Origin of the sequence: Mycolicibacter sp. MU0102 (assembly GCF_963378105.1) — a bacterium.
GTDB classification, from domain to species: Bacteria; Actinomycetota; Actinomycetes; order Mycobacteriales; family Mycobacteriaceae; genus Mycobacterium; species Mycobacterium holstebronense.
In genome coordinates this window covers 1,903,749-1,928,866 of the sequence record NZ_OY726398.1, presented here as the reverse complement: position 1 = coordinate 1,928,866, position 25,118 = coordinate 1,903,749, and the positions used below count along the sequence as shown (strand labels likewise).

Genomic DNA, 25,118 nt, shown 5'->3' with positions numbered 1-25,118 from the left:
TCAGCCGCCTACGGCGGTGAACCACTCGCCGTAGAACATGGAGACGCCCAATCCGCAGGCGATGGCGGTGAGCAGCCAGAAGCGGATGATCACGGTGGTCTCAGCCCAGCCGGCCAACTCGAAGTGGTGATGGAACGGGGCCATCCGGAACACTCGGCGGCCGGTGCTGCGGAACGCCACGATCTGGACGACCACCGAGGTGATCTCGGCGACGAACAGCCCGCCGAGCACCACCGCGAGGATCTCGGTGCGGGTGGTGATCGACATGCCGGCGATCACGCCGCCCAGCGCCAGCGAGCCGGTGTCGCCCATGAAGATCTTCGCCGGCGCGGCATTCCACCACAGGAACCCGATGCACGCGCCCGCGGTCGCGGCGGCGATCAGCGCCAGGTCCAGCGGGTCGCGCACGTTGTAGCAGCCCAGTCCGGGCGCGATCGCGCAGGCGTTGCGGTGCTGCATCACGGTGATCAGCACGTAGGCGGCGCTGACCATCGCCATGGATCCGGCGGCCAGACCGTCGAGACCGTCGGTGAAATTGACCGCGTTCGACCAGGCGCTGACGATCAGGATCACGAACAGCACGAAGACCGCCGCGGGCAGCGTGACGGTGGCGATGTCGCGCACATAGGACAGTTGCAGGCTGCCCGGGGTCAGACCGGAGCCGTTGCGGAAGCACAGCACCAGCAGACCGAACAGGGTTGCCGCGGTGACCTGCCCGACGGTCTTGGCGGTCTTGTTCAGGCCGAGGTTGCGCGAGCGCCGGATCTTAATCAGGTCGTCGAGGAAGCCGACGCCGCCCAGCGCGGTGGCCAGGCCCAGGACCAGCAGGCCCGACGCCGTCGGCCCGGTGCCGTAGAAGACCAGCCCGGCCAGTTCCGCGGCCAGGTAGCCCGCCCAGATCCCGGCCACGATGGCCACCCCGCCCATCGACGGGGTGCCGCGTTTGCTCTGGTGGCTGGCCGGGCCGTCCTCGCGGATCTCCTGCCCGAATCCCTGCTTGGTGAACACCCGGATCAGCACCGGGGTCAGCAGGATCGCGACCAGCAGCGCGACTCCGGCCGCGATGAGGATCATTATCATCGGCGATCTCCTGGGTCTTCGCTGGTCAGCGCCTCAGCCAACGCGGTCAGACCCGCGGAGTTCGAGGCCTTGACCAGTACCACGTCCCCCGCCTGCAGTTCGGCGCGCAACAGGGCCAGGGCGGCATCGACGTCGGGAACTGCGGTGGCTTCGGCGCCCCAGGATCCCTCCATCACTGCGCCGTGCAGCATCGCGCCCATCGATCTCCCTACTCCGACGACAATGAGACGAGACACATCTAAGCGCACCGCGAGCCGTCCGATGCGGTCATGCTCAGATATCGCGTCCTCGCCGAGCTCGGCCATCTCCCCGAGCACCGCCCAGCTGTGGCGCTTGGACCCCGGATTCTCACCGCGGGCGATCCAGGCCAGCGCCTGCAGCGCCGCCCGCATGGAGTCGGGGTTGGCGTTGTAGGAGTCGTCGATCACGGTCACACCGTCGGCGCGGGTGCTGACCTGCATCCGGTGCCCCGAGGCCGGTCCGGCACCGGCCAGCGCGTCGGCCACCTGTTGCGGCGTGGCACCGCATTCCAAAGCCACAGCAGCGGCGCATAGTGCGTTGCCCACCTGGTGATCGCCCGAGACTCCCAGCGACACAGTCACTTCGCCGGCCTCACCATTGGAATGCAGGGTGAACCGCGGGCGGGCCAGTTCGTCGAGCACCACCGGCCCGGCCCACACGTCGGCGCCAGTGGAGCGGCTGACCCGCACCACGCGCGCGACGGTCTTGTCGGCCATCGCGGCCACCGCCGAGTCATCGACATTGAGGATCACCACGCCGGATTCCGGAACGGCTTGGGCCAGCTCGGCTTTGGTCGCGGCGATCGCCTCGCGGGAGCCGAACTCGCCCAGGTGGGCGGTCCCGACGTTGAGGACCACCGCGATCCGCGGTGGGGCGATCGCCGCCAGCGCGGCGATATTGCCGCGATGCCGGGCAGACAGCTCGAGGACCAGATAGTCGGTGTTCTCGTCGGCCCGCAGCACCGTCCACGGGTGGCCCAGCTCGTTGTTGAACGACCCCGGCGGGGCGATCACCTCCCCCAGCGGCGCCAGCACCGCGGCGATCAGGTCCTTGGTGGAGGTCTTGCCCGACGACCCGGTCACGCCGACGATCGTCAGTCCCTTGGCAACCAGGGTGGTGGCCACCGCGGCGGCCAGGTTGGCCAGTGCGGCCAGCACCGCGGCACCGGAACCGGCCTCGTCGTCGTGCTCGAGCGCGCCGGATCGACTCTCGGATGCGATCGGCTCGACAACGATTGCCGGGACCCCGACGGGGCGGGCCGCCAGCACCGCCACCGCGCCGGCATCGACCGCCGAGGCGGCGTGGTCGTGGCCGTCGGCCCGCGCGCCGGGCAGCGCCAGAAACAGTGCGCCCGGGGTGATCCGGCGGGAATCGAATTCCACGGTGCCGGTGACGACGGTGCGCTCGGCCTGCTCCGGGGTGATGTCGGCCAGCCGGCCGCCGACGATCTCGGCGATCTGCGCGACGGTCAGCGCGATCATCGGTGCTCCTCGCGCGCTTCCAGCGCCTGGGCCAGCTCCACCCGGTCATCGAACGGCTGGGTGTGCCCGGCGGCGGTCTGCCCGGTCTCGTGACCCTTGCCCGCGATCAGCACCACGTCGCCGGGCTGAGCCCAGGCCACCGCGTGCTCGATCGCGGCCCGCCGATCACCGATCTCGACCACCCGGGCACTTCCCGCGGCGGCACCGGCCAACACGGCGCGCCGGATGTCGGCGGGGTCTTCTCCTCGCGGGTTGTCGTCGGTGACCACGACCAGGTCGGCGGCCTGGGCGGCGATCCGGCCCATCGGTTCACGCTTGCCGTGATCGCGGTCGCCGCCGGCGCCGAACACCACCGCCAGGCGCCCGCTGGTGTCGCGCAGCTCCTGGCGCAGGGTCGCCAGCACCGCCTCCAGCGCCCCGGGCTTGTGCGCGTAGTCGACCAGTGCCAGGAAGCCCTGACCACGATCGACCGACTCCATCCGTCCCGGCACCCGCGCCTCTCGCAGGCCGGGGGCCGCTTGCTCCGGCGACACTCCGACCGCGTCAAGAATGGCCAGCGCCACAAGGCAATTGGACACGTTGTAGTCGCCCGGCAACCCGATACCGATGGGGTGGTGCACACCGGCGGGGTCGACGGCGGTGAACTGTTGACCACCGGGCCCCACACCGGCGCTGGTCTTCTCGATGCCCCAGTCCGCGGGGCGGCCCGTCGCGCTGACGGTGACCGGCGCGCTCGCCCGCGCCGCCATCGCCGCGCCGGCGTCGTCGTCAATACAGACCACCGAGCGGGCCGCGTGCAGCGGCGACGCCGGATCGAACAGTCGGGCCTTGGCCTCGAAGTAGTCGGCCATGGTCGGGTGGAAGTCGAGATGATCGCGGGACAGGTTGGTGAAGGCGCCCACCGCGAACCGGGTGCCATCGACCCGGCCCAACGTGAGGGCGTGGCTGGACACCTCCATGACCACGGTGTCCACCCCGCGCTGCGCCATCGCCGCCAGCAGCGCCTGCAGCGCGGGCGCCTCGGGGGTGGTCAACGCGCTGGGCAGGTCGACGCCGTCGATGCGCACGCCGACCGTGCCGATCAGCCCGGCGGTGCGGCTGGCGGCCCGCAGCCCGGCCTCGACCAGATAGGTGGTGGTGGTCTTGCCCGACGTCCCGGTGATACCGATGACGGTGACCCGGTCGCACGGGTGCCCGTAGACCTGCGCCGCGAGTTCGCCCAACACGGCGCGGGGTTCCGGATGAACCAGCACAGGTATGCCGGGTAGCGCTGCGCCGTCGGCGATCTCGGCGGCCCCGGCCCCGTCGGAGAGCACCGCGACCGCACCACGGGCGACCGCGTCGGCCGCAAAGCGTGCGCCGTGGGTGTTCGCGCCGGGCAGCGCCGCGAACAGGTCACCGGGTCGGACATCCTGGGCGCGCAGGGTCAACCCGGTGATCGGCAGATCCGGAAGCGCCTCGCCGGCAACCGCGACCGCCCCGATCTGGGCCGCGAGCACCCGCAGCGACGTGCCTGCACCGACGTCGGGGCGCAGAGCAGCAGGCACCGCCATCACCTCCATCCGCTGCGGCCGGGTCGTCCGGATCGGCCCTGAGACTACCTAGGCGGGCGCTGTCCACAGCGCAGGCGATCCGGCTTGGGCCGACGGCGGGTCACGACGGCGGCGAGGTTCGCCGGTGGCGAGGCCGGGGTTCAGCCGTCAGAAGGTGGCGGCGGCTGCTTGAGCTTCTTGTCGAACATGCACTGGAAGTCCCCCGGCGCACACCCGTACTGGGTCGGGTCCGGCACGTCCTCGCAGTTTCCGTCCTTGGTCATAAAACAGCCGCTGGCCTGGTGGTCACTTGCGATGGGTGTGCCGAGCATCCCCACCGCGACAACGCCGGCCGCCGCGGCGAGAACTCCCGGAATTGCGTAACTGATCGCAATGATTTTTCGGGCCATGATTGACCCCTTCTCTTCGGCGCGGGACCCCCTTTGTCCCCGCGTTGTCCGAACGATAAGCACAAGACCACCGCCAAAACCGCGGAATCACGTCTTTTTTTACGGACGCGAGTGGACGGAACTGCTGTGGCGGCGTGCTGTCTAACTCGCCTGCAGGACCAGCGGCGGTCCCGGGTCCGGCGACAGCGGCACGTTGTGGCGCTGCAACAACCATCCGGCGATGTTGTGGAACAGTGGCGCAGCCGAGGTTCCCGGCGTCCCGTCCGCGGCGCGGTGAGGGTTGTTCATCATCAGGCCGATGACGTAGCGCGGATTGTCTGCCGGCGCTATCCCGGCGAAGGTGATCCAGTAGACATCGTTGTAGTAGCAACCGCAGGCCGGGTTGATCTGCTGCGCGGTGCCGGTCTTCCCGGCGATCTGGTAGCCGTCGACGGCGGCCTGCCATCCGGTGCCCTGCTGAACGCCGGTCGGATCACGTTGCACCACCGAACGCAGCATGTGGCGCACGGTCGCCGCGGTCTGCTCCGAGACCACCCGGACTCCTTCGGGCCGAGGTTCCTCGGCGCGGCTGCCGTCGGCGGCGATGGTCGCTTTGATGATCCGCGGCGGAATCCGCACGCCGTCGTTGGCGATAGCCTGATACATCCCGGTCATCTGCAGCAGCGTCATTGAGAGGCCTTGACCGATGGGCAGGTTGGCGAACGAGCTGCCGGACCATTGGTCCACCGGCGGAAGCAGTCCGGCGCTCTCGCCGGGAAGTGCCACCCCGGTGCGCTGTCCCAGCCCGAACTTCTCCGCCATGTCGAACCAGCGCTCGGGACCCACCCGCTGCGCCAGCATCAGGGTTCCGACGTTGGAAGACTTTCCGAAGACTCCGGTCATGGTGTAGGGCGCGACGCCGTGTTCCCAGGCGTCGCTGACGGTGACATCGGCGACGTTGATCGATCCGGGCACCTGCAGAACGTCGTCGGGGCGGCCGAGGCCGTATTCAATGGCCGACGCGGCGGTGATGATCTTGTTCACCGAGCCCGGCTCGAACGGCGACGACACCGCCAGGTTGCCGAGCTGGCGGTCCTCCTGGCGCCCGACGTCCTGGGAAGGATCGAACGTGTTGTCGCCGGCCATCGCCAGCACCTCACCGCTCTTGGCGTCCAGCACCACGGCCGTGACATCGTGTGCGCCAGTGACGTTCTTGGCCTGCTGCACCTGCTGCTGAACGTAGAACTGGATGTCGTCGTCGAGGGTGAGCTGGATCGTCGACCCGTTGACGGCCTTGTGCCGGTTGCGGTAGCTGCCCGGGATCACCACACCGTCCGAGCCTCGGTCGTAGGTGACCGACCCGTCCGTGCCGGCCAGCACGGCGTCCATCGAATCTTCCAGGCCCAGCAGTCCGTGGCCGTCCCAGTCGATGCCGCCGATGATGTTGGCCGCCAGCGACCCGCCCGGGTACTGGCGCAGATCCTGACGCTCGCTACCGACCTCAGGGCATTTCTCGGTGATCACCTCGGCCACCGCAGGGTCGACGGCACGGGCGAGATAGACGAAGGTCTCGTTGCTGCGCAGCTTCTTCAGCAGGGCCGCGGAGTCCGGCTTGTTGCCGAGGCGCGTGGAGATCTCCTTGGCGATCTGCTGCAGTCGCAGCTGCGGATCGGGGGCCGACGGATCCTTCTTCTTGGCGTCGGCGAGCTGCTTGCCGATCTTGACCGGCTGGAAGGACAGCGCCCGGGCTTCGATAGTGAAGGCGAGCTTGTCTCCGGTGCGGTCGATGATGTCGCCGCGCATCGCCTGCTGGACGTCGGTGACTTTGAGTTGTCCGGCGGCTTCGGCCCGCAGCCCGGAGGCCCGCGGCACCTGCAGGTAGAACAGCTGAGCCGCCGACAAGGCCAGCACCAGGAAGATGATCGCGTTGCCGGTGCGGTGCCGGAAGACGAACGAAGCGCTGCGCAGGCCCACCTCGGTGGCTTGGCGGGTACGACGCTCACGCGCCGAATGTCCGGTTGTGGTGGTCGCTTTCGGCGTCTTAGCGGACTTAGCGGCTTTGGCGGGCTTACCGGCTTTGGCCGGCGAGGTGGCGGATCGGCGGGTCGTTCGCGAGGCGGCCGTGGTCGAGCCGTCAGCGCGACGTGCCGGGCCGGTTCCCCGCGCGGGCCGTCTCATCGCGCGACTCCTCCCACCGCCGGCGTCGCCAGGACTTCCGGCGGCAGCGGGGGTTGCGGAGGCAGGACGACCTCGGGCGGCAGCACCGCCGCCGGAGGCAGGACCGACGCCGGCGGAAGCGTTCCGCCCACCGGCAGCACCGTCTCGGGCGGCACTACCGACCCGGGCGGCAAGGCAACGGGCGGCAGCGCGTCAGACGGGATGGCCGGAGGTGTCCCCAGCGGCGGGATGTCTTGCGCGCCAGGCCCAGGCAATGGGCCGGCCAGCGGCACCCCGGGAACTCCCGGCAGGCCCGGAATGGTCAGCGGCGCGCCGGGCACGCCCGGAGCCGGCGGGACTGCGGCGGGCAGGTGGCGACTGTCGAGCTTCGGCCCGGCCGGCGGCACCCGCACCGGCACCTCGGCCGGTGGCGCCGCATCGTCGGGCAGCTTGGTGTTCAGCGGCGGCGGCGGCAATCCCTCGGCGGGCTTCGGGGTTCCGACCACCACCCAGTTGCCGATCGGGTCCTGGACCAGATGTGCGGTGTCGCGGCTGGGGATCATGCCCAGTTCGCGGGCCGCCTCGGCAAGCGCGGGTGCGGACTCGGCAGTGAGCACGTCACGCTCGAGTGCCTCCTTCTGCTGCATCAGGACCCGGTTGCGCTCTTTGATGTTGCCCAGCTGGTAAGACCGCTCGGCGGCATCGGTCGAGAGCCACAGGGTGATTCCCAGCCCGATACCGAGCGCGCCGATGATCAGCACGACGAACGGAACCTTGGCCGCCAGTGTGCGCGGTCGCAGGTCGACCGAGGCCAGCCGAGCAATCAGACGTTCGCGCAGCGGGACGCGTACAACCTTGGGCGCCTTGGCCTTGCGGGCCTTCGCCCGCGCCTTGGCCTGCTTGGTGTTCTTCGCCGGCACCGGCCTGGGGTCCGGACGAAGCGACGCCGCCTTTTGCGGGCCGGTGCGCGGCCGCGACTGGAGCCCCGCTGCGGGCGTGGTCCCACGCTGCCGCCGCGGGCCCCGGGTCTGCGTTTGCTCGGTCACCCGGCGCGAGCCGGTGCGGGTTGCGCTCTCGGGGTTACGGCGACGGTCGCCCTGCCGTGCCGCGGGCTTGCGCTTTGTCGCCATCACTTCCCCCTCGATGCCACGATCGGGCCGGCCTGGACCCGTTCAACCGCACGTAGCCGGACCGAGCCCGCTCGTGGGTTGCGCTCGACCTCATCCGCCTCGGCCTTTTCGGCGCCCCGCGTCAGGGTCGTGAACTTCGGTTCGTCGCCGGGCAATTCGACCGGGAGACCGACCGGTGTGCGAGACGCGGTGGCCGCAGCGAACTGCTGCTTGACGATGCGGTCCTCCAACGACTGGTAGGACATCACCGCCACGCGTCCACCCACCACCAGCGCATCCAGCGCCGCCGGCAAGGCGTCTCGCAGCGAGTCCAATTCGCCGTTGACCGCGATGCGCAGCGCCTGAAACGTGCGCTTGGCCGGGTGTCCCCCGGTGCGTCGCGCCGGCGCCGGAATCGCCTCGTAGAGCAGCGCCGTCAATTCCCCGGTCGAGGTGAACGGGGTCTGGGCCCGGCGGCGCACGATGTATGAGGCGATCCGCGATGCAAAACGTTCCTCGCCGAAGCGCCGCAGAATGTCGGTCAGCGCGGCCGCGTCGTAGGTGTTCACGATGTCCGCGGCGGTGAGCTCGGCCTGCGGGTCCATCCGCATGTCCAACGGCGCGTCCTGCGCGTAGGAAAATCCCCGCTCCACCCGGTCGAGCTGCATCGAGGACACCCCGAGGTCGAACAACACCGCAGCCACCGACCCGGTTGCGGCCAAGCCTGATTCGGCCAGTGCCGCGGGGATCCCGTCGTATCGGGTGCGGACCGTCTGGAGCCGATCGGCGAAGCGCGCCAACCGGGCCCCGGCGATGTCGAGTGCGGTGGTGTCGCGGTCCAAACCGATGACTCGCAGGCCGGGAAACTCGCTCAAGAACCGCTCGGTGTGCCCGCCGGCCCCGAGGGTGGCGTCCACCAGGGTCGCGCCCTGGCCGTCGGGTGACTGCCTGGTCAGCGCCGGAGCGAGCAGCTCCACGCAACGGTCCAGCAGGACCGGCACGTGTCCGAATTCGCCCTGTTCGGCCACAGCAATACCTCCAGGTTGCGGCCAATGAAATCGGCGGACGCCCGATGCAGGATCTCCGCGGTCGATCCGCAGCGCCCGGCTCCGCCGCGCTTGCGATCGCCCGGAGGCCCTTGCCTCGAGGTCCCTGCCCGACGGCGCGAACCTGACGTTGGGGAAGTACGTCAGGGTCGGTTCGGACAGAGGCCACGAGGCACGGGTGCGCGCCTCAGATGATGTCGCTGAGTGCTTCATCGCTGGCCGCGGAGAAGTTCTCTTCGTGTGTTTGCTGGTAGTCGCTCCAGGCCTGCGCGTCCCAGATCTCCAGGTAGTCGACCGACCCGATGACCACGCATTCCTTGGACAGGTTGGCGTAGCGACGGTGATCGGGCGACAGGGTGATCCGGCCCTGAGCGTCCGGGTGTTGTTCGTCCGTGGCGGCGGCCAGGTTGCGCAGGAATGCTCGCGCGTCCGGGTTGCTGCGCGAAGCCTTGGCCGCCCGGCGGGCCAACTGCTCGAACTCCGCGCGGGGATACACGGCCAGGCTGTGGTCCTGACTCTTGGTGACCATCAACCCTCCTGCCAGCGCATCCCGAAACTTCGCGGGCAGTGTCAGCCGCCCCTTGTCGTCGAGCTTGGGCGTATAGGTGCCGAGGAACATCGGCCGCCTCCCGCCATGTCGACTTCGTTAGCCCACGATACCCCACAATCCCCCACTACGCACCATTTCTTAGGTCCAATCCACCCCTATGCCCCACCGGATGCGCGATAGTGCCGTCCGAGCATGCGAAAAAGGGCCTACCTCGGCACCAAACGACCAGCTCAGCGCCGATGGAGGCAAAGTGGGGCGAGGTGGGGTGCGCGCACTGAAGCGCTGGCCCCGGAACGTGTCACCGGAGCTGCCGCGCACTGAACCGCAAAGAAAAAGGGCAGCCGATCGGCTGCCCTTTCACATCACACGTGCCGCTGGATCGGCCTAAGGCTCGAACCGGCGGCGGAAACGGTCTTCCATCCGGCTGGCGAACGTGCCGCCGCCCTTGACCCGCCGCTGCGAACTCCCGCCCGGCTTGGCCGCGCCCTCGCGGCCGGCGGCCGCGTGGTTGCCGGTGATGGCGAACACCACGCCGCCGAACATGACCACGAATCCCAGCACGCTCAGGATCAGGAATGCCGAATTGACGGTGGTCGCGTAGATCGGGATACCGGAGACCAGCATCACCAGACCGACCACGAACAGTGTCATGCCCTGCACCCGCCGGCGGGTGGTCGGGGTACGCAGGGCGCCGCCGCGAACGCTGGAAGCGAACTTGGGGTCCTCGGCGTAGAGCGCGCTCTCGATCTCGTCGAGCATGCGCTGCTCATGATCGGAGAGTGGCATTCGTCCCTCCTTGCCGACGGCCGCTCATATCATTGCCCACGGCGCAATACGGACTGGTGCGGGCAACTAACACTGATAATACGAGGTGGGCCTGCGCCGTACCACAGGCCTCACCAGCCGATTGTAGCGGCGGTCCGGCGATGTCGATCCACAACGGCCGACGCCGCCGGACCCAATCGCCGATAATGGGACTCCGGGCATCGGGCACGCTCCCACTTCTGCGGGAAAGGAACCTGCACGTTGGTGACCTTCCTCGACATGTCGCCGCGCGACATGGCGGATCACCTCGGTGCGGCACTGCGCGTCTACGTCACCGCGATGGGCTACCCCCCGGGCACCGAGAGTCAACGTGCCGCGATGTGGCTCGATCACACCCGCCGAATCGGCTGGCGAGCGGTGGCCGCCTTCCGGGACAACAAAGACAACGAAGCCGGCGATGTCGGCGAGATTCGTCCAGACGCCGCGCCGTCCGGATTGAACGGCGCCGAACTGCTGGGCGTGGCCTACGGCTACTGCGGAGCCCCCGACCAGTGGTGGCAGCAGCAGGTGGTGTTGGGCCTGCAGCGCCGCGGCGTGCCCCACCCGGACATCGCGCGCCTGATGGCCAGTTACTTCGAGCTGACCGAATTGCACGTGGCGCCGCGCGCACAGGGCAGCGGCCTGGGTGAGGCCCTGGCACGCCGTCTGCTGGCCGGGCGGCCCGAAGCCAACGTGCTGCTGTCCACGCCGGAGACCAATGGCGAAGGCAACCGCGCCTGGCGATTGTACCGCCGACTGGGGTTCACCGACGTCATCCGCGGTCACCACTTCGCCGGCGATCCCCGGCCATTCGCCATCTTGGGCCGGCCGCTGCCGTTGTAAAGCCAAGCGCCGCGTCGTCACCGGACCTGCCGTCTGGTCTGGCACGATGACGTCGTGCATGTTCGGCGTTCGCTACAGCCCGCCCGGAAACCCGTTCCCGCGCCCGCTCAGCGCCGGGTTCGACGGTGGGGCACCTACCGTCGACTGGTGGCCCTGGTCGCGCTGCTGTTGATGGCGGCGCCGTTGGCCGGGTGCGTGCGCATCCGGGCCAACATCACCGTCTCCCCCAACGATCAGGTCTCCGGCCAGATCGTCGTTGCGGCCAAGCCGCGCAACGACAACGACACCGGCCCCAAGCTCACGGCCGACCTACCGTTCCCGCAGAAGGTCGCGATCTCCAACTACAGCAGGGACGGCTACGTCGGCTCCCAGGCGGTGTTCTCCGACCTGACCTTCGCCGAACTGCCGCAGCTGGCCGAAATGCACCGGGACGCGGCCGGGGTGGACCTGTCGCTGCGCCGCGCCGGCAACCTGGTGATCCTGGAAGGCCGGGTGGATCTCACCTCACTGAGCGACCCGGAGGCCGACGTCGAGTTGAGCGTCGCGTTCCCCGGCGAGGTGACCTCCACCAACGGCGAACGCATCGGCAGCGACACGGTGCAGTGGAGGCTCAAGCCAGGCGTGGTGAGCACCATGAGCGCCCAAGCCCGCTACACCGACCCCAGCACCCGCTCCTTCGCCCACGCCGCCCTGTGGCTGATCCTGTCCACGCTCGCCGCCGCGGGCGCGGTTGCGGCAATCGCCTGGTACGGGCGCGACCGCTCACCGCGGTTCAGCTCTCCCAGAGATGGCACCGACAGCGCCGGCTGAAAATCAGCGGGTCTGCGGCGACCAGTAGTCGAGCATCTGCGCGAAGGTGCGGAATGCCGCCGCGGACACCCCGTAGGTGGCCTCGAAGTGGATGCTCAGCGGGAAGCCCAAGTCCGCGACACCGTCGATCACCCGCTTGTACAGGTCGAGCATCAGCTTGCACCGCTGGTCGGGGTCGCTGTCGGCGAGCGTCTTGACGAAGTCCTGTTCGGCGGCCACCGCCGCGTTGCCCGGATCCTGAATCAGCCAGTTGATCAGGCCGATCCGGTTCTCGAACGACGGCACGAAGCCGAACGACAGCAAGAGCTCCGGGCGCGCGTCGCTGTGCTTGGCGAACTCGGTCAAGAACGGCACGATCGCGTCCGAATACAGCAGCTGGGTCAGCCCGAACGTCGCCCCGCGCTCGCATTTGAAGTTGAACCGGCCGATCTCGTCGGCCCGGGTGGGAATCAAGATGACGCCGCGGTTCTCCACATCGGAGCGGAAGGTCGCCAGCGCGTCGGTCGGCGGCACCCCCGCGCCCTCACCGTCGGCCATGGTGCGGGGCACGCCGACGAAGACCACGCCCTCGATCCCCGCGCCGGTCAGATCGCCCAGCCGGCTCCGCAGCGCCGCCTCGTCGGAGAACGAGGTGACCTGGGTGCACAACCCGGCCATGCCCGGCAGCTCGGGCCGAATCGCGTTCCAGAAGTCCAGCACGTCGAGCTTGGGCTTCATCTCGATCGGGCGATCGTCGTCCTCGTTGATCATCCCCGGCATCAGGATGTGACGAATCCGCCCCTCAAGGCCCGCCTCGGCCGCGAACCGCACAACCTTGTGCGCCTCCTCGATCGTCTGCTCGGGCCCCTTCTCCACGTTCGGTGGGACAAGCTCGAGTGCGACGGTGTTCAAGGTCACGTACCAGCTCCTCATGAAAGACAGTCAACAGACAGTCAACAGTGCCACAGGGCAGGAACGGGCAGCGTTGGCCGCCTCCGGCCGCTACCGGCCGCAGTCCCCCCGGCTGTGGTGGCACACTCTACGCTGGACCCACGCTGGGGGTCCCCGGCCGGGCAGCACAGAAAGGGGCGCCGAGCTGAGTTTCAAGGCATCCGCAGCGACTACACCGTCGGCCTCCGAGCTGGCCGCGGCCGTGACCGAAACGCTGCGCTCCCACCTACGCACCCGCCGCACCGAGACCGCCTACATCGGCGACGACTACGAGGCGTTGATCACCGGCCTCGAAGAATTCGTGCTCATCGGCGGCAAACGACTGCGCCCGGCGTTCGCCTACTGGGGCTGGCGCGCCATCACCGGCCGCGATGCCGACGACGGCGAATTGCTGCTGTTCTCCGCGCTGGAACTTCTGCACGCCTGCGCGCTGGTGCACGACGACGTCATCGACGCCTCAGCCACCCGCCGCGGCAACCCCACCACCCACCGCAAATTCGCCGAGCTGCACCGCGCCCGCGGGTGGCGGGGCTCGGCCGACCAGTTCGGGATGTCGGCCGCCATCCTGCTCGGCGACCTGTCGCTGGTATGGGCTGACGACATCGTCGCCGGTGCCGACCTGCCCGCAGACGCCCGGCGCCGCGTGCGCGGCGTGTGGTCGGACATCCGTACCGAGGTATTGGGCGGCCAGTACCTCGACATCGTCGCCGAATCCAGCGGGGTTGACTCGATCGCCTCGGCGATGCGCGTCAACACCTACAAGACCGCCTCCTACACCGTGGTGCGCCCGCTGCAGCTGGGGGTCGCCGCCGCGGCCGACCGGCCCGACATCCAGGCGCTGTTCCACGAGCTCGGCACCGACCTGGGCGTGGCGTTCCAGCTGCGCGACGACGTGCTGGGAGTGTTCGGCGATCCGGCGGTGACCGGCAAGCCCTCCGGCGACGACCTGCGTTCGGGCAAGCGCACCGTGCTGCTGGCCGAGGCTGTAGAGCTGGCCGACAAGTCGGATCCGGTGGCGGCCAATCGGTTACGCGACGCGATCGGCACCGCGCTGACCGAGGCGCAGGTCCGCGAACTGTGCGAGATGATCGAGGCGCTCGGCGCACTGGCAGCCGTCGAGGACCGTATCGATCTGCTGACCCGCCGCGCCATGGCCGCGCTGGCGGCCGCACCCATCGACGAGGTTGCCAAAGCCGGACTCACCGACCTGGCTCGCCGGGTCGCCGACCGGTCCGCCTGATCGCCCGGAGCGCCGATGTCGAATCCCCCCACCCCAGCGGTCCCCCGCGCGTCCAGCGACGCCGCCAGCCGCCTGTCACGACTGCGGCAGTTCGCCGTCGGCGAGCAGGCGGGAGCGGCATGGCTCGGCTGCCTGGGCGCGCTGTTGATCACCCTGGGTGGCTTGGGTGCCGGCAGCACCCGCATCCAGGACCCGGTGCTGGATTCCCTGCATCTGTCATGGCTGCGCTTCGGCCACGGCCTGGTGCTGTCGTCGGTGCTGCTGTGGGCCGGGGTCGCGGTGATGCTGGTGGCCTGGCTCGGCTTGGGCCGGCGGGTGATCGAGGGCACCGTGAGCACCTACACATTGATCACCACCACCGGCTTCTGGCTGGCACCGTTGTTGCTGTCGGTCCCGGTGTTCAGCCGCGACACCTACTCCTACCTGGCCCAGGGCGCCCTGTTGCGGGATGGATTCGACCCGTACGTGGTCGGCCCCGTCGACAACCCCAATCCCCTGCTCGAAGATGTCAGCCCGATCTGGGCCGCGACGACGGCACCGTACGGCCCGGCGTTCATTCTGGTCGCCAAGCTCGTCACGATGCTGGTGGGCAACAACGTGGTGGCGGGCACCATGGTGCTGCGCTTGTGCATGCTGCCCGGTCTGGCACTGCTGATCTGGGCCGCACCCCGGGTCGCGGCCCGTGTCGGTGGCAGCGCGCCCGCGGCGCTGTATTTAGCCGTGCTCAACCCGCTGGTGATCATCCACCTGATGGGCGGGGTGCACAACGAGATGCTGATGGTCGGCCTGGTGATGGCCGGGATCGCGCTGACCCTGGAGCGCCGCCACCTGGCGGGGATAACGCTGGTGGCGCTGGCGGCGGCGGTAAAGGCCACCGCCGCAATCGCATTGCCGTTCCTGGTATGGGTGTGGATGCGTCGCCTGCGGGAAAAGCGCGGCTATCCGACGGTGATCGCATTCGCCACCGCGGCAGCGGTGTCCACCGCGATCGTTGTCGTGGTGTTCGCCGTGCTGTCGGCCCTGGCCGGAGTGGGCCTGGGCTGGTTGACCGCACTGCTGGCCGGCAACGTCAAGATCATCAACTGGCTCACCGTACCGACCGCGGCCGCCAACCTGATCCACGCCGTCGGCGGGTTGTTCGCCCCGGTCAACTTCTACGCCGTCCTGCACATCACCCGGATCAGCGGGGTCGCGGTGATCGGGCTGCTGCTGCCGGTGCTGTGGTGGCGGGCGCGGCGCGACGATCGCGCTGCGGTCGCCGGGATCGCCTGGGCCATGCTGGTGGTGGTGCTGTTCGTGCCGGCCGCGCTGCCCTGGTACTATACCTGGCCACTGGCGGTGGCCGCCACCGTGGTCCGCTCACCGGCCGCGATCGCCGCGATCGCCGCGGCGTCGACCTGGATCATGGTGATCTTCAAACCCGACGGCTCGCACGGTATGTACACCTGGCTGCATGTGATCGGCGCGACGGGATGCGCCGTGTACGCCTGGTACCGGCTGTCGGGGGCGCAGCAAGCGCCTGCCCTCGACGCCGCTTGAACGACGCCGCTTGAACGACGCCGCTTGAAACCTCAGTACGCCATGGCCTGAGCCCGGCGCATCACCTCACGGGCCTGGTGAGCGTGCAGCGCATCGATTGGGCGAGCGTTGTCGATCGACTCCCGCGTGCCGTCGCGGGTCAACGACAGCGACGAGTCCGGGGTGAACAGCCACCGCACGATCTCGGTCTGTTGATAGCCACCGTCGTGCAGCAGGGCCAGGAGCCCGGGCAGGCTCTTGACGATGTCCCCTTCTTCGGTGAAGAAGTTCCGCGGCACCCTCAACGCCCCCGCCCGCCGCACTGCGATCAGATGGTTGTCACGCAGGTACTGGTGCACTTTGGTGACTGGTACCCCGAGCATGTCGGCGACCTTCGGCAGGTCAAAGGTGGGTTCGTCGGGTTCAAGCACGTCTTCGGAGGCCGGAATGCTGCTCACGACACAAGTTTAAAGCCGCTGGACCGACCTCCCGCACACATACCATGACCAGGTGACTTCGACGTGGGGCGGCGACGCACTGGAGGGCGCGCTGCTCGACGGCCGGTACCGGGTGGGAACCCGGATCGCGACCGGCGGCACCTCCACGGTGTACCGCGGTCTGGACGAGCGCCTCGACCGCCCGGTCGCGGTCAAGGTGATGGATCTGCGCTACGCCGGTGACCAGCAGTTCCTGACCCGATTCCAGCTCGAGGCCCGGGCGGTCGCCCGGCTCAAAGACCCGGGCCTGGTGGCGGTGTACGACCAGGGTTTCGGCACCCCGCACGACCCCGGGCAGCCGTTTTTGGTGATGGAGCTCGTCGAGGGCGGGACGCTGCGCGAACTGCTCAACGAACGCGGCCCGATGCCGCCGCATGCGGCCGCCGCGGTGCTGCGGCCGGTGCTGCGGGCTCTGGGGATCGCGCATCGGGCCGGGCTGGTGCACCGCGACGTCAAGCCGGAGAACATCCTGATCTCCGACGACGGCGACGTGAAGGTGGTCGACTTCGGGTTGGTGCGCGCCATCGCGGCAGCTGGGATCACCTCCACCAATGTGATTTTGGGCACCGCCGCCTATCTGTCCCCGGAACAGGTCCGGGACGGCAACGCCGGCCCCGCCAGCGACGTGTACGGGGTCGGCGTGCTCGCCTACGAGCTGTTGACCGGAGATACGCCGTTCTCCGGCGATTCATCGTTGACGGTGGCCTACCAACGGCTGGATCACGATGTGCCCCTACCGAGTTCGGCTATCGACGGAGTCCCCGGCGAGTTCGACGACCTGGTTGCCCGGGCGACCGCCCGCGAACCGGCGGAGCGCTATGCCGACGGGCTTGAGATGGCGCACGCGGTTGACGAGATCACCGAGCGGCTGGCGCTGCCGACGTTCCGGGTGCCGGCCCCCCGAAACTCCGCCCAGCACAACGCCGCCGCCCCGGCCCGCCGCGCCCCCGAGCACCCGGCGCCGCCGCAACAGCAGACATCACAACACCAGACATCGCAATACCAAGCACCGCAACATCAGACACTGCACATGGCCCGCGGCCCGGCGGACTGGGTGGAGGACACCGATACCCACTATGAGTTGGTGACAGGGCAATTCGGCGGCGTCGAACTGAGCCGCTTCGTGTTGGAGCGTCAGCACGCGCGCCGGATGGTAGTCATCTGGCTCGCCGTGTTGTTCGCAACCACCACGTTGGTCGCCGCGTTGGCGTGGACGCTGGGCAACAACGTCGGCGCGCTGTTGTAACCGCACCCGCGCCGAGCGCGGGAACGAGCTAGCCGCGCAGCATCTCCGCGACCAGGAAGGACAACTCCAGCGACTGCTGGGTGTTGAGCCGCGGGTCGCACGCCGTCTCGTAGCGGCCGCCCAGGTCCGCATCCGAAATGTCCTGGGCGCCACCGAGACACTCGGTGACGTCTTCCCCGGTGAACTCCAGGTGGATGCCGCCGGGGTGGGTGCCCAGCGCACGATGCACCTCGAAGAAGCCCTGGACCTCGTCGACGATCCGATCGAAGTGCCGGGTCTTGTGACCGGTGGAGGCCTCGTGGGTGTTGCCGTGCATCGGGTCGCACTGCCAGATCACCTGATGACCGGTGGCCTGCACCTTCTCGATGATGCCCGGAAGCAGGTCACGTACCTTACTGTTACCCATCCGGCTGATCAGTGTCAGACGGCCCGGAACATTGTGCGGGTCAAGACGTTCCACGTATTCGACTGCCTGGTCCGGCGACGTGGTGGGACCGAGCTTGACTCCGATCGGGTTGGCGATCACCTCGGCGAGCGCGATGTGCGCGTGATCGAGCTGGCGGGTCCGCTCCCCGATCCACACGTAGTGCGCCGACAGGTCATAGAGCTGCGGCGTGCCCGAGACGTCGGCCATCCGCAGCATGGCCCGCTCGTAGTCGAGCACCAGCGCCTCGTGGCTGGCGTAGATCTCGGCGGTCTGGAGCTCCCGGTCAGCGACCCCGCACGCGCTCATGAACTTCAGGCCGCGGTCGATCTCACCGGCCAGTGCCTCGTAGCGGGCACCCGCCGGCGAGGTACGGACGAATTCGCGGTTCCAGTCGTGCACCAGCTCCAGCGATGCCAGGCCCGACGACGTGAGCGCCCGCACCAGGTTCATCGCCGCACTGGCGTTGGCGTAGGCCCGCACCAAACGCGATGGGTCGTGTTCGCGCGATACGGCATCCGGAGCCAGGCCGTTGACCATATCGCCGCGGTAGGACTTCAGCCCCAGCGAGTCGATGTCGGCCGACCGCGGCTTGGCGTACTGACCAGCGATGCGGGCCATCTTGACCACGGGCATGCTGGCCCCGTAGGTCAGCACCACCGCCATCTGCAGCAGCGTGCGGATGTTGCCCTTGATGTGCGGCTCGGTGTTGTCGGTGAAGGTCTCCGCGCAGTCGCCGCCCTGCAGTAGGAAAGCCTCCCCGCGGGCGACCTGGGCCAGCTGCACCTTGAGACGCTCGATCTCGGACGCCACCGTGATCGGCGGGACGCTCTCCAACACGGTGCGCATGGCCTTGGCCTGGTCAGCGGGCCAGCTCGGCTGCTGAACGGCCGGCCGGGCCAGCGCGGCATCGAGGCGCTCGCGCAGATCCGCGGGCAGCGGCGGCAGCGCCGGCAGCTGGTCGATGGGTACATCAACGGTCCAGTTCACCCGACCATGGTAGCCGGGCGCCGACCCTGCCTGATCAGGCCAGTTCGGTCTGGGTGATCACCTGGAAACGGCGCAGCTGGTCGCGGGCGTCCACCAGCGCATCGTGACTGCCCGCCGACCGCGGTGGCAGGCGCGGCCGGTCCCGGTCTTCCCACAATTGCCGAAGCTCGTGCGTGAAGCGCGGGATCGGCGCCGGCAGATCGGGCATGGTGCCCCACAACTGGCAGAGCACCACGTGGTCGTAGGCGCCCACCCAGGCCCACAACTCGATCGGCTCACCGCGCTCGACTCCGAAGAACTCCTCCAGATCCGCGCGGATCCGGCTGCGCGAGCGCCACGTCTGCGAAGCCGGCGACGGCAGCTTCGGCAGTACATGGGTGCGAACCCACGAACCCGCCCGCTCCGGGTCGAATTCGGTGGAGACCGCATAGTATTCGCGCCCGTCCTCGGCGACCACGCCGATCGAGATCAGCTCGATGGTGCGGCCGTCCTCGATGAATTCGGTGTCGTAGAAGTACCTCACTGCCACGGCCTGCCCGGCCGGTGTATCCGAGGAGACGACAACGGCGCCGAAAAAGGCCGGGTCGGCGCCGAGGCATCCGAAACCGCCCGGTTGGGCCCCGAGCGGCCAGCCGAACCGGAGGCGGGCCCCGGTCTGACGGGAGGCCGGGCCGGAGGCCTGACTGGCGGCCTGCCGATGGGGACCTGCTGCCGGGGAGCCATGAACTGCACCGTCGGCGCCGACGCCTCCCGCACCTCACGATCGAGCTCGGCGTCGACGGCCCGCTCATCGGGAACCTGCGGCCGGCCCGCCACCGCATCCTGCAACCAGAGCTTGGCCGCAATCACCGGCCGGCGTAGCCGGCGCTCCCGCTCCAGCGCCCGGTGCATGCGCGCCCGATCAGGCAGGTAGCGCCACCGCGCCCACGGTGCGTGCGGCCGCGACAGCCGCACCGCACCCACCACCAGCAGCGGAAAGAAGAACATCCCGATCAACCCGGTCCACACCTTGCCTTTCAACAACACCATCACGCCCAACGGCAACGCCATCACCAGGCTGACGATCACTCCCGCGTGGATCAACGGCGAGGAGGTGTCGTGCCAGCTCGACAGCACAAACGTCAGAGGATGAAAACCCAGCACCAAGAGACCGGTGACCGCGGCGGCGGCGAAGACGGCGTCCACCGAGGCACGGCCGTCCTCCTCCCAGTACACGTCGGACAGGTGCAGGATCAGCGCGTACTCGTCGAGCACCAGCGCCGCCCCGATCCCGAACGCTATCGCAGCCAGGCTGAACGCCGGCTCGTGCGCGTTCGGCCCGGCGGCCACCAGGGTCACCCCGGCGACCATCACCAACACGACCCCGAAGACCACGTGGTGAATGTGCTTGGAGCCGAAGTGCAGATTGCGGGGCTGCCACCAGCGCGGCGGACCGGGGTTTGCGGCCTGACTACGGATGTAGCGCACCACGGAGCGGGTCACCAAAAACGTCACCAGGAAGGCCAACAGACAGCCCAGCAACGGCAGTCTGCCACGGCCGACGATGTCGTCGCGGAACCATTCCAGCACCTAATGCAACGTACGCCCTCGCGGCACACCACGCCGGGATCGCCACAGCTATCGCTCGGTTTAGCGTCGCTACCCGATAGGCTGTGCTGCGACATGACTACATCGCGGCCGCCCGACCCGGGCCGTCGGCACGGGGGCATCAGCGGTAGGGCCGTTTGGTGGATCTTCACGCTGCTGGCGATTGCAGCCCTGGGCTACACGACGTGGCGGGCGCTGGGCAGCACGCCGTATCACATCGACGTCGACGTCTACCGGATGGCGGCACAGGCCTGGCGTGAGGGCCGGCCGCTCTACGGCGAGGACTGGTTCCAAACCCAGATCGATGGGACGGTTCTGCCGTTCACCTATCCGCCGATCGCTGCGGTGCTGTTCGCTCCCCTCACCTGGGTGTCGCTGGGCACCGCGACCGCCGCACTGACCGTCCTATCGACGCTGCTGCTGGTGGTGTCGATCACCATCGTGCTCACCGGTCTGGGGCTCCAGTTCGACCGGCGCCCCGACTGCGGGCCGGCCTGGTGGCACCGCGGCGTGGTGGCCGTGGCGATCGTGGCGGCGTCCATCTGGCTAGATGCCGAACCGATCTGGGCCAACTTCGACTTCGGCCAGGTCAATGCGGTGCTGATGACGCTGGTGATCGCCGACTGTGTGCCGCGGCGCACCTACTGGCCGCGCGGCGCGCTGCTGGGTGTCGCGGTGGCGCTCAAGCTGACCCCGGCGGTCTTCCTGCTGTACTTCCTATTACGTCGCGACCGGCGCGCCGCGGTCACCACCGTGGCATCGTTCCTGGCGGCGACCCTGGTGGGCTTCGTGATGGCCTGGAGCGACTCCTGGCAGTACTGGACGCACACCGTCAGCGATACCGACCGCATCGGCGGGGCGAGCCTGAACACCAACCAGAACCTGGCCGGCGCCCTGGCCCGGCTGCCGCTGAACGACCAGGTGCGCTCCGTGCTGTGGCTGGCGGGGTGCCTGCTGGTGCTCGCGGCGATGTGGTGGGCGGCCCGCCGGGTGCTCGCCGCCGGTGAGCCGATCTTGGCGCTGGTCTGCGTGGCGCTGTTCGGGTTGGTGGTATCGCCGGTGTCGTGGTCACACCACTGGGTGTGGATGCTGCCCGCCGTGGTCGTCATGGCGGTGCTGGCCTACCGGCATCATGCAATCGCGCTCGGCGCGCTCAGCGCGGCCGGGGTGGTGCTGATGACGCGCAGCCCGATCGACTTGCTTCCTGAACATCACGAGGCCGGCGCGGCGTGGTGGCGCCAACTGGCCGGGACGTCCTACGTGTGGTGGGCGCTGGCGGTGATCATCACGGCCGGCGCCACCCTGCGGCCCGCCCCCCGGACGAGTCCGGATCAGCCCGCCGCGGTCTCCGGAAACCGGGCGACCGGCTGACCCGTTGCCCCGTCCTCTTGCGGGACACCGTTTTTGACGCTGGCCGCGTAGATGTCGACGTACTCCTGCCCGGACAGCCGCATCAATTCGTAGATCACCTCGTCGGTGACGGCGCGCTCGATGAAACGGTTGTCGGCCATCCCGTCGAAGCGGGAGAAATCCATCGGCTCGCCGAAGCGAACCGTGACCCGGCCGAAGCGCAGCATCTTGGTGCCGGGCGGGTTGACGACGTTGGTGCCGACCATGACGACCGGGATCACCGGGACACCGGTGTGCAGCGCGAGCCGCGCCAGTCCGGTCTTGCCCTTGTACAGCCGGCCGTCGGGTGAGCGGGTGCCCTCGGGGTAGATGCCGAGCAGCTTGCCCTGCGCCAGGATCCGCTGCGCGGTGGTCAGCGCGGCCTGCGCGGCGTCAGAGTCGTTGCGGTCGATGGGAACCTGCCCGACGGCGGTGTAGAACGAGCGGGTGAGCCAGCCCTTGAGGCCGGTGCCGGTGAAGTATTCCGACTTGGCCAGGAAGGTGATCCGCCGGCGCACCACCAATGGCAGGTAGAAGCTGTCCATGACGGCGAGGTGGTTGCTGGCCAGGATGGCCGCGCCGTCGTCAGGGATGTTCTCCAGACCCTCGACTTTCGGCCGCCCGATCAAGGCCAGCAGAGGCCCGAAGAATACGTACTTGACCAGCCAGTACCACATGGCCCCTCCCTCCTGCCCCGACTAGGCGGCCGTGTTCGCGCCAACTTTACCGACCGCGGGTGGCTAGGGCCACACGGTGATTCGTCACATCGCGAATTCCGTGGAATTCCTCAGCTTTCGGCTTTTCAGGTTTCCGTTTCAATGGTGACCGGAATGGGCTCATAACTGGGCCGGGCCGGCGGCTCGTCGCCGCCACCGCCTCCGCCGGGCGAGCCGGGATCGGGCGGGCGCGGCGTCTCGCCACTCGGATCGACCTCTCCAACCACCGCACGGATCACCTCATACAGCGCGACACTGTGCTCGGCGACGATGGTGAGCAGCGGATGTTCTTCCCCGGTGACCAGCGCTGCCAGCGCACACACCGGGCACCACACCTGCTGGCATTTGCCCGGTCCGTCACCCGAGGAGGCCGCCAACAGCGCCGCGGCGCGCACCGCCGGATCGAGTCGATCCAGGATCGCTTGGGCGAGCTTGCGCAGCTCGGGTCCGAGCTCACCCAGATCGGGGTGCGCGCCAGCGTTCAACGTCGCACCTCCTCATCGCCAGCCACCGGCCACACGGCCGGATCCGGCCGGAAGCGCACCGTCAGTTCGCTGCCACGCAACGTTGCGTCCACGACCGTGCACCGCCGCAGCACCGACGCCAACCGAACCCGGCGTCGGGTGCCACCTGCACCGATGATCAGATCATCTCCGGATCGCCCCAGGCTCAGCGCACCGGAATCGACCTGGGGTAACTCTAGCCGCAGTCGATACACCGCCCCCAGACCGGAACCGGACTCCCGGTCGACCACTGGCCGCACCGGACCAGGTGGTGCCGATCCGTCACGGCGCCGACTGTTCGCAAGCAGATCGCCCAGCGCTTTGGGGCCGATCGGCTCCCCCGCCAGATGCGGGACCAGCACCATCGCCACATCACCGATGGTGCGGTCGACCTCGTCAAGGACACCGCTCTGTTCCCTGATCCGTTCGGCATACCAGTCGAACGCCGGGTGCGCCGGCAGATTGGTGTAGACGTACGAATCATCCTGCAACAAAATCTGATTGACGATCAGCTCGGCCACCCGGACGCCGGTCAGGGACAGCGCCCCCAACGTCCGGACGGCTTCGGCGGCCACGACGCGTTCGGCGGTCAGCACCAGGTGCGCGGCGACCGTCGTCTCATCGGTCAGCCGTTCGGCAAGCCGCTCGGCGGCACCGCTGATCCGTTCGATCAGCTCGACCAGGGCGGTCGAGCGGGGATCCTCGGTTCCGCTGAGCCGACGGTGCCGTGGCCAGGACCGCTCGGCGTAGAGCGCCACCGTCGCCGGCAGCGTCAGCATCCGCATCGCATCGGCGGTGGACGCACAGTCGACGACGACCCGGTCCCATTGCCCACTGTCTGCGAGTTCGCCGACCTCGTGCAGACCCAGCACCTCCTGAACACCGGGAAGCGCAGAAAGTTCTTCGGGCGCAACGTTTCCCAGGTCGGACTCGGGGAACCGCGCGGCCAGAACGTCGACCACGCCCACCCAGTGCCGCTCAAGCAAAGCCAGCGTGTCCAGCGCCAGCACGTCCAGGCAGCCGCCCCCCGCTCCGGCGCCGTCGACGTCCACCGCGATGGGGTCTCGGCCATCGGTGGGGGGCACCGGCAATCCGAGCACGTCCCCGACCGAATGGGCCTGGTCGGTGGAGATCAGCAACACCCGATCGCCAGCGCATGCCAACGAGACCGCGGTCGCCGCTGCACAAGTGGACTTGCCTACGCCGCCCTTGCCGACGAACAGACTGATCGCAGGCACTGGAGGTGCTGTCGGCGTTCCAGCCTCAGGCGGCCTCACTCAGCCTCTGCTCGCTTCTTCAGGTCCTTCAGGGCGGTGTCGGTCAACCGCCGCTCCGCCTTGCGCTTGAGCAGGCCGATCATCGGAATCATCAGATCCACCGACAATTCGTAAAGGACCTCGGTTCCAGATCCCTTGGGCGTCAAGCGATACTCGCCGTTGAGAGCCTTCAGCAGCGAACTGGACGCCAACGACCAGCGCACCGAGCGACGGTCTGCCGACCAGTCGTAGTCCAGCACCATGGTGTCTTTGAGCACGGCCGCGTCGAGCACCAACCGCGCCACCTTCGGGTAGCCGTCGGCATCGGTTTCGAGCACTTCGGCCTCGCTGTACTCCGAGACCCAGTCGGGATAAGCGCCGATGTCGGCGATCACGTTCATCACCGTGTCCGGATCCGCTGCGATGTAGATCGTCTGAGCTGTCTTATCCGCCACGTAGTTATTTCCCTAACTCGCTCGCGCCCGCCACACGGCCCTCGGCAGAGACGGTACCTGTCCTTTTTCGCCGCCGCTGTGCCGTCGCGCCGGTCAACTGACGGCGATCGGAGAGACCCCCACCGGCCGGGAACGCTCAAGACGGTCCTTGATCTCGAAGGCCATCCGCTTGCCGGCCACCCGGCGCCGGTGATTGAGCTTCGCCAAGTTCAGCCGGGCCAGCTGCCGGCCGGTCACACCGGCGGGTTCGGCGTGCAGGAAGTAGTGCAACAGCACACCGTCGAGCATCGGCTCCAGCCAAATCTCCATGGTGCCGGTCAGCGGCCCGCTCACCGTCCACCGCATGCCCTTGTCGGCACGATCCTCGACTACCTGCAGCTGCAGGTCGGGCCACCATCGCTGCCAACTCGACCGATCGGCGACAGCCGCCCCGACCTGCTCGCCGGAAGCGGCGACGAACGTCTCGTCGGCGACCTGGATACTGTTCATGGCCCGCAAGCGTATCGAACACGCTTGCGCAACTTTCCCCCGCTATCTCCGTGCCG

Annotated in this window: 24 protein-coding genes and 1 pseudogene; 6 read left to right on the top strand and 19 right to left on the bottom strand. The window is 68.7% G+C overall.

Features of this window, described 5'->3' with window-relative positions:
* The 9 genes from mraY to RCP37_RS08905 all read right to left on the bottom strand — a co-directional run bounded on the left by mraY (position 1) and on the right by RCP37_RS08905 (position 10,151).
* On the bottom strand, positions 1-1,080 hold the full coding sequence (mraY, locus tag RCP37_RS08945; RefSeq protein WP_308486523.1) for a phospho-N-acetylmuramoyl-pentapeptide-transferase: 1,080 nt from the start codon (positions 1,078-1,080) through the stop codon (positions 1-3).
* Positions 1,077-2,582, bottom strand: a complete 1,506-nt coding sequence (locus tag RCP37_RS08940) for a UDP-N-acetylmuramoyl-tripeptide--D-alanyl-D-alanine ligase (protein WP_308486522.1) — start codon at positions 2,580-2,582, stop codon at positions 1,077-1,079. The genes mraY and RCP37_RS08940 overlap by 4 nt, the downstream gene beginning before the upstream one ends.
* Entirely contained in the window at positions 2,579-4,135 is a 1,557-nt protein-coding gene (locus RCP37_RS08935) for a UDP-N-acetylmuramoyl-L-alanyl-D-glutamate--2,6-diaminopimelate ligase (protein ID WP_308486521.1), read from the bottom strand. The genes RCP37_RS08940 and RCP37_RS08935 overlap by 4 nt, the downstream gene beginning before the upstream one ends.
* Before the next feature lie 140 nt (positions 4,136-4,275).
* Positions 4,276-4,524, bottom strand: a complete 249-nt coding sequence (locus RCP37_RS08930; RefSeq protein ID WP_308486520.1) for a hypothetical protein — start codon at positions 4,522-4,524, stop codon at positions 4,276-4,278.
* Between the two features lie 141 nt (positions 4,525-4,665).
* The gene (locus tag RCP37_RS08925; protein WP_308486519.1) at positions 4,666-6,681 is read right to left on the bottom strand and encodes a peptidoglycan D,D-transpeptidase FtsI family protein; all 2,016 of its coding nucleotides are present in this window, start codon (positions 6,679-6,681) and stop codon (positions 4,666-4,668) included.
* Entirely contained in the window at positions 6,678-7,790 is a 1,113-nt protein-coding gene (ftsL, locus tag RCP37_RS08920; protein WP_308486518.1) for a cell division protein FtsL, read from the bottom strand. Before ftsL ends, RCP37_RS08925 begins: the two co-directional genes overlap by 4 nt.
* Entirely contained in the window at positions 7,790-9,028 is a 1,239-nt protein-coding gene (gene rsmH / locus RCP37_RS08915; protein WP_308486517.1) for a 16S rRNA (cytosine(1402)-N(4))-methyltransferase RsmH, read from the bottom strand. The genes ftsL and rsmH overlap by 1 nt, the downstream gene beginning before the upstream one ends.
* Entirely contained in the window at positions 9,003-9,434 is a 432-nt protein-coding gene (gene mraZ / locus RCP37_RS08910) for a division/cell wall cluster transcriptional repressor MraZ (RefSeq protein ID WP_024440488.1), read from the bottom strand. Before mraZ ends, rsmH begins: the two co-directional genes overlap by 26 nt.
* A 315-nt stretch (positions 9,435-9,749) precedes the next feature.
* The gene (locus tag RCP37_RS08905) at positions 9,750-10,151 is read right to left on the bottom strand and encodes an SCO2097 family morphological protein (protein WP_308486516.1); all 402 of its coding nucleotides are present in this window, start codon (positions 10,149-10,151) and stop codon (positions 9,750-9,752) included.
* A 258-nt stretch (positions 10,152-10,409) separates the two neighbouring features.
* On the opposite strand from RCP37_RS08905, the gene RCP37_RS08900 reads away from it, so the two are divergent.
* Positions 10,410-11,012 carry a GNAT family N-acetyltransferase gene (locus RCP37_RS08900; protein WP_308487004.1) on the top strand — a complete coding sequence of 201 codons (603 nt, stop codon included), beginning with the start codon at positions 10,410-10,412 and terminating at the stop codon, positions 11,010-11,012.
* Between the two features lie 171 nt (positions 11,013-11,183).
* Positions 11,184-11,822, top strand: coding sequence for an LppM family (lipo)protein (locus tag RCP37_RS08895; RefSeq protein ID WP_308487003.1), 639 nt, complete (start codon positions 11,184-11,186; stop codon positions 11,820-11,822).
* Positions 11,823-11,825: 3 nt separating this feature from the next.
* Here the strand turns inward: RCP37_RS08895 and RCP37_RS08890 are convergent, their stop codons facing one another.
* The gene (locus tag RCP37_RS08890) at positions 11,826-12,719 is read right to left on the bottom strand and encodes a mycobacterial-type methylenetetrahydrofolate reductase (RefSeq protein WP_308486515.1); all 894 of its coding nucleotides are present in this window, start codon (positions 12,717-12,719) and stop codon (positions 11,826-11,828) included.
* Positions 12,720-12,897: 178 nt separating this feature from the next.
* On the opposite strand from RCP37_RS08890, the gene idsA2 reads away from it, so the two are divergent.
* Together idsA2 and RCP37_RS08880 are read left to right on the top strand one after the other, a co-directional pair.
* The gene (gene idsA2, locus RCP37_RS08885; protein ID WP_373693169.1) at positions 12,898-13,992 is read left to right on the top strand and encodes a bifunctional (2E,6E)-farnesyl/geranyl diphosphate synthase; all 1,095 of its coding nucleotides are present in this window, start codon (positions 12,898-12,900) and stop codon (positions 13,990-13,992) included.
* A 15-nt stretch (positions 13,993-14,007) separates the two neighbouring features.
* Positions 14,008-15,531 (top strand): alpha-(1->6)-mannopyranosyltransferase A, encoded by a 1,524-nt coding sequence (locus RCP37_RS08880; RefSeq protein WP_308486514.1) that lies wholly within the window; start codon positions 14,008-14,010, stop codon positions 15,529-15,531.
* 32 nt (positions 15,532-15,563) lie between these two features.
* Here RCP37_RS08880 and RCP37_RS08875 read toward each other — a convergent pair whose 3' ends face one another.
* Positions 15,564-15,968 (bottom strand): Rv2175c family DNA-binding protein, encoded by a 405-nt coding sequence (locus RCP37_RS08875; RefSeq protein ID WP_308486513.1) that lies wholly within the window; start codon positions 15,966-15,968, stop codon positions 15,564-15,566.
* A 52-nt stretch (positions 15,969-16,020) separates the two neighbouring features.
* On the opposite strand from RCP37_RS08875, the gene RCP37_RS08870 reads away from it, so the two are divergent.
* Positions 16,021-17,253, top strand: a complete 1,233-nt coding sequence (locus tag RCP37_RS08870; protein WP_308486512.1) for a protein kinase domain-containing protein — start codon at positions 16,021-16,023, stop codon at positions 17,251-17,253.
* Positions 17,254-17,281: 28 nt separating this feature from the next.
* On the opposite strand, the gene RCP37_RS08865 is transcribed toward RCP37_RS08870, so the two are convergent.
* The 3 genes and pseudogenes from RCP37_RS08865 to RCP37_RS08855 form a co-directional block, all read right to left on the bottom strand.
* On the bottom strand, positions 17,282-18,667 hold the full coding sequence (locus RCP37_RS08865; RefSeq protein WP_308486511.1) for a class II 3-deoxy-7-phosphoheptulonate synthase: 1,386 nt from the start codon (positions 18,665-18,667) through the stop codon (positions 17,282-17,284).
* A 34-nt stretch (positions 18,668-18,701) separates the two neighbouring features.
* Positions 18,702-19,190 (bottom strand): polyadenylate-specific 3'-exoribonuclease AS, encoded by a 489-nt coding sequence (locus tag RCP37_RS08860; protein WP_308487001.1) that lies wholly within the window; start codon positions 19,188-19,190, stop codon positions 18,702-18,704.
* A 212-nt stretch (positions 19,191-19,402) separates the two neighbouring features.
* A pseudogene (locus RCP37_RS08855) lies at positions 19,403-20,236 on the bottom strand (hypothetical protein); the annotation flags it as partial.
* Positions 20,237-20,329: 93 nt separating this feature from the next.
* Between RCP37_RS08855 and RCP37_RS08850 the strand changes: the two are divergent.
* Entirely contained in the window at positions 20,330-21,625 is a 1,296-nt protein-coding gene (locus RCP37_RS08850; protein ID WP_308486510.1) for a glycosyltransferase 87 family protein, read from the top strand.
* Here RCP37_RS08850 and RCP37_RS08845 read toward each other — a convergent pair.
* From RCP37_RS08845 to RCP37_RS08825, 5 genes are all read right to left on the bottom strand, one after another.
* Positions 21,586-22,320, bottom strand: a complete 735-nt coding sequence (locus tag RCP37_RS08845) for a lysophospholipid acyltransferase family protein (RefSeq protein WP_308486509.1) — start codon at positions 22,318-22,320, stop codon at positions 21,586-21,588. The genes RCP37_RS08850 and RCP37_RS08845 overlap by 40 nt on opposite strands.
* Before the next feature lie 125 nt (positions 22,321-22,445).
* On the bottom strand, positions 22,446-22,844 hold the full coding sequence (locus RCP37_RS08840; protein ID WP_308486508.1) for a hypothetical protein: 399 nt from the start codon (positions 22,842-22,844) through the stop codon (positions 22,446-22,448).
* Positions 22,841-24,100, bottom strand: coding sequence for an ArsA family ATPase (locus RCP37_RS08835; protein WP_308486507.1), 1,260 nt, complete (start codon positions 24,098-24,100; stop codon positions 22,841-22,843). Before RCP37_RS08835 ends, RCP37_RS08840 begins: the two co-directional genes overlap by 4 nt.
* 35 nt (positions 24,101-24,135) lie before the next feature.
* Positions 24,136-24,573 (bottom strand): SRPBCC family protein, encoded by a 438-nt coding sequence (locus tag RCP37_RS08830; protein ID WP_308486506.1) that lies wholly within the window; start codon positions 24,571-24,573, stop codon positions 24,136-24,138.
* Positions 24,574-24,666: 93 nt separating this feature from the next.
* Positions 24,667-25,062, bottom strand: a complete 396-nt coding sequence (locus RCP37_RS08825) for a polyketide cyclase / dehydrase and lipid transport (protein ID WP_308486505.1) — start codon at positions 25,060-25,062, stop codon at positions 24,667-24,669.
* Between the last annotated feature and the right edge of the window lie 56 nt (positions 25,063-25,118).